We start from the raw sequence: 7,574 nt of genomic DNA on the forward strand, positions 1-7,574 counted from the left end.
CGATCTGCCGGATCGCCGTCTCCCGCTCGCGCAGCCGGATGTTCAGCATCGCCCGCCACGTCCGCGTGATCCGTGGCGAGGGCGTGGCATGCGGCCGTGCCACATCGCGCAGGCCATAGCCGGTATCGACCAGCACCAGCCCATGCGCATCGGTTTCGATCAACAGGCAATGGCAGACCAGATGGCCGAGCACCCCGTGGCTGCACCCGTCGAACAACGAGCCGAGCAATGCCAAAGGTCCACCCGCCACTAAATTGATTTAGCTAGGTTTTTTACCATTCACCCTCTCCCTTCCGGGGAGGGTGAGGGGCCGCCCCAAACGCGAGCACTGCCTGTCTAGTCTCATCCTCCCAATAGCCGCCAGCAGCGCGCCCCTTCGCTCCCCCTGAAAGGGCGAGGGAACACAGCGCCGGCCCTCCGTCGTTATTTACCCTACGGATTATCAGCCGCCCGTATGGCGCGTGCCCGAACTAACGCTCAATCCGATCTCGATCCCGCCGTCCGTATCGGCAAACTCTCCCGGCATATACAAGTTCGCATTGCAGTTATCGCACGAATTGTCCACGATGAGACATGATAGTACGAACGCTATACATCTTTATGGTTTTAGTCGCGCTTGCTGCTTGCTCCGAACAGCCCAAACGCCATGTTCAAGCGGTTATTGTTTCTATTCGCCCACATGTCTCTCCTAAATGGAATACAGATCAATTAGTTATCGAAGCCCAAACTAGAGACGGGCTACGTGGAACAATGGAAGTCTTACGATCGGGTATAACGTGCCACATAGGCGACACGATTCGCGCTACAGCACAAGGCACGTCACTTACCTTCGATGACGGCACATGTGCACGCGCCGGAACGCCTTATTTGAGAACGTTACCGCTTTGATGGTCGGGGTGAGACTTCTCCGCAAACGTCGGCTGTCCTACAACCCTCGATCCCGCTATCATCCACCCCATGCGCATCCGGCCCCAAACCCGGCCTTCCCTCCCAGCGCACGATTGCAAAAACGGTAAGTGGACACGGAACGGGGGGTGTAGTGTCCACTTCCAGCCGACCGCGCAGCCCGCCGCAGCGCAAATGCCTCGAATCACCCCGCTGACGCCGCCGCCGCTTGCGCCTATACTGCCGGGCATGGACATGCAGCACAGCGCCGCCACCCCGTCGGTCATTCACCGCGCGGACTATCGCCCGCCCGCCTGGCATGTGCCCGAACTGGCGCTGGACTTCGATCTCGACCCCGCCGTCACCCGCGTCCGCGCCACCCTGTCGGTGGAGCGCAGCGGCGCGCACGGCGAACCGCTGCGCCTCGATGGGGAGGGGCTCGCCCCGCTCGCCGTCCGCGTCGACGGTGTCGCGGTCAACGACTGGCGGATGGAGGGCGACCGTCTCATCGTGCCGCTGGCCGGCGACGCACACACCGTCGAAGCCGAAGTGGAGATCGCACCCGACCGCAATACCCAGTTGATGGGCCTCTACGCATCGGGCGGCATCCTGTGCACCCAGTGCGAGGCCGAAGGATTTCGCCGCATCACCTTCTTCCCCGATCGGCCCGACGTGCTCACCGTGTACCGGGTGCGGATGACCGCGGACGCAGGACGCTATCCCGTCCTCCTGTCGAACGGCGATCCCGTCGGCCAAGGCGAACTGCCGGATGGTCGCCACTGGGCCGAATGGCACGATCCTTTTCCCAAGCCTTCCTATCTTTTCGCGCTGGTGGCGGGTGACCTTGCCGTCAACCGCGGCACCTTCACCACCCGTTCGGGTCGCGAGGTGCAGTTGGGCATCTGGGTCCGCGCCGCCGATCTGCCTAAGACCGATCATGCGCTTCATGCATTGAAGCTGTCGATGGCGTGGGACGAGCGCGTCTATGGCCGCGAATATGATCTCGACGTGTTCAACATCGTCGCGGTCGACGATTTCAACTTCGGCGCGATGGAGAACAAGGGGCTGAACATCTTCAACAGCCGCTACATCCTCGCCGATCCCGATACCGCGACCGATTATGATTACGACGCGATCGCCGCGGTCGTTGCGCACGAATATTTCCACAACTGGTCGGGTAACCGCATCACCTGCCGCGACTGGTTTCAATTGTCGTTGAAGGAAGGCTTCACCGTCTACCGCGACCAGGGCTTCTCCGCCGATCAGGGATCGGCCGCGGTCAAGCGGATCGAGGATGTGCGCGGCCTGCGCGCCAGCCAGTTTCCTGAGGATTCGGGCCCGCTCGCCCACCCGGTCCGGCCGGAGGCATATCTGGAAATCTCGAACTTCTACACCGCCACCATCTACAACAAGGGCGCCGAGCTGATCCGCATGATGGCGACGATCCTCGGCCCGCAGAATTTCCGCACCGCGACCGATCTGTATTTCGATCGTTTCGACGGGACGGCCGCCACCTGCGAGGATTTCGTCACCTGCATGGAGGAAGCCAGCGGCATCGACCTGTCGCAGTTTCGCCTGTGGTACAGCCAGGCCGGTACCCCGCGTGTCTCTGCCAGCCTGGATCATCAGGCCGGCGGCGGCCGCGCCACGTTGCGCCTTGCCCAGCACGTCCCCCCCACCCCCGGCCAGCCGGTCAAGCAATCCATGGTCCTGCCGCTGCGCCTGCGCCTGTTCGGTGCGGAGACCGGCAAGCCGCTGACCGACGAACAGCTCATCCTGCTCGACCAGCCCAGCAAGACCATCGTCTTCGAAACCGTTGCCGAGCGCCCCGTGCTGTCGATCAACCGCGGCTTCTCCGCCCCCGTCGTGGTGGAAAGCGACCGCTCGCCCGCCGACCTCGCCTTCCTGTCCGCGCATGACGACGATCCCTTCGCCCGGTACGAGGCGATGCAGCAGTTGATGCTCGACACGCTGGTGGCCGGCGCGCTCGGCGATGCGGCCGATCATCAGGGCGTGGTCGATGCGGTCGCCCGCACGCTGGACGGCCCCGATCTCGACTGGGCGTTTCTGGCGGAGGCGGTGCTGATCCCCTCCGAAAGCTTCGTTGGCGACCAATTGGCGGTGGTCGATCCGCAAGGCGTCCATGCCGCGCGCGAGGGGCTGCGCCATGCGCTCGGCACCGCACTGGCCGATCGCTGGCGCGCGCTCTACGACCAGACCGAACAGGGCCCCTACACCTACTCGCCCGAGGCCAAGGGCAAGCGCCGGCTGCGCGGTGTCGCGCTCGGCTATATCGCCGCCAGCGGCGCGGATGATGCCGCCGATCTCGCCTTCCGCCAGTTCGACACCGCCGACAACATGACCGACCGGCAAAGCGCGCTCAGCACGCTGGTCAATCTCGGCGGCGCCGAGTGCCAGATCGCGCTTGACCGCTTCTACGCGCGCTATGCGGACAATGCGCTCGTTCTCGACAAGTGGTTCCAGACGCAGGCGCTGTCCTCGCGCGACGATACCGGGGCGGTCGTGGAGGCGCTGTCGCGGCATCCCGATTTCACCCTCGCCAATCCGAACCGCGCCCGCGCACTGATCGGGGCGTTCGGCGTCAACCAGCGCGCTTTCAACGCCGCCGACGGGTCGGGTTATCGCTTCCTCGCCGAACAACTCATCGCGCTCGACCGCCTGAACCCGCAGACCGCCGCCAAGCTGCTCCCCCCGCTCGGCCGCTGGCGCCGCTTCGACTCAGGGCGCGCCGCCCTCATGCGCGCCGAGCTGCAACGCATCGTCGCCGTCCCCGGCCTGTCGCGCGATCTCTACGAACAGGCCAGCAAGTCATTGGAGTGATTTAGAACAACCGCCCGCCATCGGGCACCGGCGTGCTCGGCCGCACCAGCACGACCTTGCCGTCCGCATCGGGAAAGCCCAGCGTCAGCACCTCGGACATCATCGGCCCGATCTGGCGCGGCGGGAAGTTCACCACCGCCGCCACCTGGGTGCCGACCAGCGTATCGAAGGCATGATGCTCGGTGATCTGCGCCGACGATCGCTTGATCCCGATGGCGGGGCCGAAGTCGATGGTCAGCTTGATTGCCGGCTTCCTCGCCTCGGGAAACGGCTCCGCCGCCACGACCGTCCCCACCCGGATATCGACCTTCAGAAAGTCGTCGAACCCGATCGTGTCGGCAGCCGCAGCGGCCGGGTCATGCGAAACGTGCATCAGAAATCCACATTGTCATAATGCGCCGGCGGCCCGATCAACTCCATCCGCTCGGACAGCAGCGGGCGGAAGGAAGGTCGGCTCTTCAGCCCGCGATACCAGCGCGCGGTCTGCTCATGCCCCTTCCAGTCGATCCCGCCCAGATAATCCGCCACCGAAATCTGCGCCGCCGCCGCTAGATCGGCCAGGCTCAACGTCGCCCCGCCTAGCCAGTTGCGATGGTCGAGCAGATAGTCGGTATAGTCCAGATGCCCGACCGCCGCCTTCATCGCCTCGCGCAGCGCCCGGCCGTCGGGGCTGCCCACCTTGGCGACCCGCTTCACCATCCGCTCGTGCAGCAGCGGCCCGGTCACGTCGCGATAGAAATGTGTGTCGAACCACGTCACCAGCCGTCGGATCTCGGCGCGGTTGACCGCGGTGCCGTTGATCATCGCGGCCTTTTCGACGGTTTCCTCGAAATACTCGCAGATCGCCATCGAATCGATCAGCAGCATGCCGCGCTGGTTGTCGACCATCACCGGCGTCTGCCCGGCGGGGTTCATGTCCAGGAACTCGTCACGCCGCAGCCAGGGCGATTCGCGCACCAGCTCATATCCCACGCCCTTCTCGCCCAGCAGGAGGCGCACCTTGCGCGAGAAGGGACACAGGGGAAATTGGAAGAGCTGCCACATGGCCCTCACCTAAGCGCCAGTGGCAGCCCTCGCCAAGCCTATTCCGCGGCTTCCAGTGCCACGCTGTCGTCGAGCGGATGGGACAGGCGGGTCAGCATCTCCTTGGGCACCACCTGCCAGAACTTGCCCGCCACCCGGTCCCAGTCGTCCAGCAGCCCCTTCGACCAGCGGCTGTCGGTCGCCCTGGCATGCTGTTCGACCAGATCGCGCAGCACGCCCCCCCAATGGTCGGAGGCGAGCCGCTGCCACACGATGTTCTCCGGATTGGCGCGCGCCGCAAAGCGATCCTCGGCATCGTAGATGAACGCCATGCCCCCGGTCATGCCCGCACCGAAGTTCGCGCCGACCGCACCCAGCACCACCGCGACGCCGTTGGTCATATATTCGCAGCCATTCGCGCCGCAGCCCTCGACCACCACGGTCGCGCCCGAATTGCGCACCGCGAAGCGCTCACCCGCCTGCCCCGCCGCGAACAGCTTGCCGCTGGTCGCGCCGTACAGCACGGTGTTACCGACGATCGTGTTGTCCTGGCTGGCGAGCGGCGAGGACACCGCCGGCCGCACCACGATGGTGCCACCCGACAGGCCCTTGCCGACATAGTCGTTGGCGTCGCCGAACACCTCCAGCGTGATGCCCTTGCACAGGAACGCGCCCAGCGACTGCCCCGCCGAGCCGCGCAGCCGGATGGTAACGTGCCCGTCCGCCAGCTTGTTCATGCCAAAGGTGCGCGTGATCTCGCTCGACAGGCGCGTGCCCACCGCCCGGTGCGTGTTGCGCACCGAATAGGTGAGCTGCATCTTCTCGCCACGACTGAACACCGCCGACGCGTCCTTGATGATCTGCGCGTCCAGGCTGTCCGGCACGTCGTTGCGGAAGGTGTTGAGCGAGAAGCGCCGCTCCGCATCGGTCGCATCCACCTTGGCGAGGATCGGGTTCAGGTCCAGGTCGTCCAGATGCTCCGCACCGCGGCTCACCTGCCGCAGGAACTCGGTGCGGCCGATCACTTCGTCCAGGCTCCGGCAGCCCAGCCGCGCCAGGATGTCGCGCACCTCCTCGGCGATGAAGGTCATCAGGTTGATGACCTTCTCGGGCGTGCCGGTGAACTTGGCGCGCAGCCGCTCGTCCTGCACGCACACGCCCACCGGGCAGGTGTTCGAATGGCACTGGCGCACCATGATGCATCCCATCGCCACCAGCGACAGCGTACCGATGCCGAACTCCTCGGCACCCAGGATCGCGGCGATCACGATGTCGCGCCCCGTCTTCAGGCCGCCATCGGCGCGCAGGCGGATACGCCCGCGCAGCCCGTTCAGCGTCAGCGTCTGGTTGACCTCCGACAGCCCCATTTCCCACGGCGTGCCGGCATATTTGATCGAGGTCTGCGGAGACGCGCCCGTGCCGCCGACATGGCCGGATACCAGGATCACGTCGGCATGCGCCTTCGCCACGCCCGCCGCGACGGTGCCGATGCCGGCGGACGAGACCAGCTTCACGCATACCCGCGCGCGCGGGTTGATCTGTTTCAGGTCGTAGATGAGCTGCGCGAGATCCTCGATCGAATAGATGTCGTGGTGCGGCGGCGGCGAGATCAGCGTCACGCCCGGCGTCGCGTGGCGCAGCTTGGCGATGAACTCGGTCACCTTGAAGCCGGGCAACTGCCCGCCCTCGCCGGGCTTGGCGCCCTGCGCGACCTTGATCTCGATCTCCTCGCACGCGTTCAGATATTCGGCGGTGACGCCGAACCGCCCGGACGCGATCTGCTTGATCGTCGAGTTCGCGTTGTCGCCATTGTCGTAGGGCTGATACCGGCTCTTGTCCTCACCGCCCTCGCCCGACACCGCCTTGGCGCCGATCCGGTTCATAGCGATCGCCAGCGTCTCGTGCGCCTCCGGAGAGAGCGCGCCCAGCGACATGCCCGGCGTCACGAAGCGCTTGCGGATCTCGGTGATCGCCTCGACCTGATCTACGGCCACCCCCTCGTTGGGGAAGTTGAACTGCAACAGGTCGCGTAAATAAACCGGTGGCAGATCCGCCACCCCGCGCGAGAATTGCAGATAGGTCGAATAGCTGTCGGTGCCGACCGCGGTCTGCAACAGGTGCATCAACTGCGCGGAATAGGCGTGCGTCTCGCCCGAATGGCGCTGGCGATAGAAGCCGCCGATCGGCAGCGTCGCCACCGCGGCATCCCATGCCGCCTCGTGCCGCACCAATGCGCTGTAATGCAGCGAGGCATAGCCTTCGCCCGAGATCTTGGCGGGCATGCCGGGGAACAGGTCGTTCACCAGCGCGCGGGAAAGCCCCACCGCCTCGAAATTATAGCCGCCGCGATAGCTGGAGATCACCGCGATCCCCATCTTCGACATGATCTTGAGCAGCCCTTCCTCGATCGCGGTGCGGTGCCGCTTCAGGCATTCCTCGATCGAAAGATCACCGAACAGCCCGCGGCCATGACGATCGACGATCGCCGCCTCCGCCAGATAGGCGTTCACCGTGGTCGCGCCGACCCCGATCAGCACCGCATAATAATGCGTGTCCAGGCACTCGGCCGAACGCACGTTGATCGACGCGTAGGAACGCAGGCCCCGGCGCACCAGATGCGTGTGCACCGCCGCCGCCGCCAGCACGCCCGCGATCGCCACGCGATCCTCGGACACATGCTCGTCGGTCAGGAACAGTTCCGACCGCCCTTCGCGCACCGCCTGCTCCGCCTGGTTGCGGATGCGCTGGATCGCGGCACGCAGCTTTTCCGGCCCGCCATCGGCCTCGAACGTGCAGTCGATCTCCGCCGCCGAACGGCCGAAATG

The 7,574-nt window shown here is 65.4% G+C and carries 4 protein-coding genes and 1 pseudogene; 1 reads left to right on the plus strand and 4 read right to left on the minus strand.

The features are described from left to right. Positions 1–235, minus strand: a pseudogene (locus tag Q0U08_RS15210) (MBL fold metallo-hydrolase); the annotation flags it as partial. Between the two features lie 899 nt (positions 236–1,134). On the opposite strand from Q0U08_RS15210, the gene pepN reads away from it, so the two are divergent. Further along, positions 1,135–3,726: an aminopeptidase N gene (pepN, locus tag Q0U08_RS15215; RefSeq protein ID WP_298092352.1), complete on the plus strand. Its 2,592-nt coding sequence runs from the start codon at positions 1,135–1,137 to the stop codon at positions 3,724–3,726. 1 nt (position 3,727) lies between these two features. Here the strand turns inward: pepN and Q0U08_RS15220 are convergent, their stop codons facing one another. The 3 genes from Q0U08_RS15220 to gltB form a co-directional block, all read right to left on the minus strand. Then, positions 3,728–4,099 carry a tRNA-binding protein gene (locus Q0U08_RS15220; protein WP_298092349.1) on the minus strand — a complete coding sequence of 124 codons (372 nt, stop codon included), beginning with the start codon at positions 4,097–4,099 and terminating at the stop codon, positions 3,728–3,730. Continuing rightward, positions 4,099–4,770 carry a glutathione S-transferase family protein gene (locus tag Q0U08_RS15225; RefSeq protein WP_112381614.1) on the minus strand — a complete coding sequence of 224 codons (672 nt, stop codon included), beginning with the start codon at positions 4,768–4,770 and terminating at the stop codon, positions 4,099–4,101. Before Q0U08_RS15225 ends, Q0U08_RS15220 begins: the two co-directional genes overlap by 1 nt. Positions 4,771–4,808: 38 nt before the next feature. After that, a partial coding sequence (gltB, locus tag Q0U08_RS15230; RefSeq protein ID WP_298092350.1) for a glutamate synthase large subunit occupies positions 4,809–7,574 on the minus strand: 2,766 nt, incomplete at its 5' end.

Origin of the sequence: uncultured Sphingomonas sp. (assembly GCF_946477935.1) — a bacterium.
GTDB lineage: Bacteria > Pseudomonadota > Alphaproteobacteria > Sphingomonadales > Sphingomonadaceae > Sphingomonas.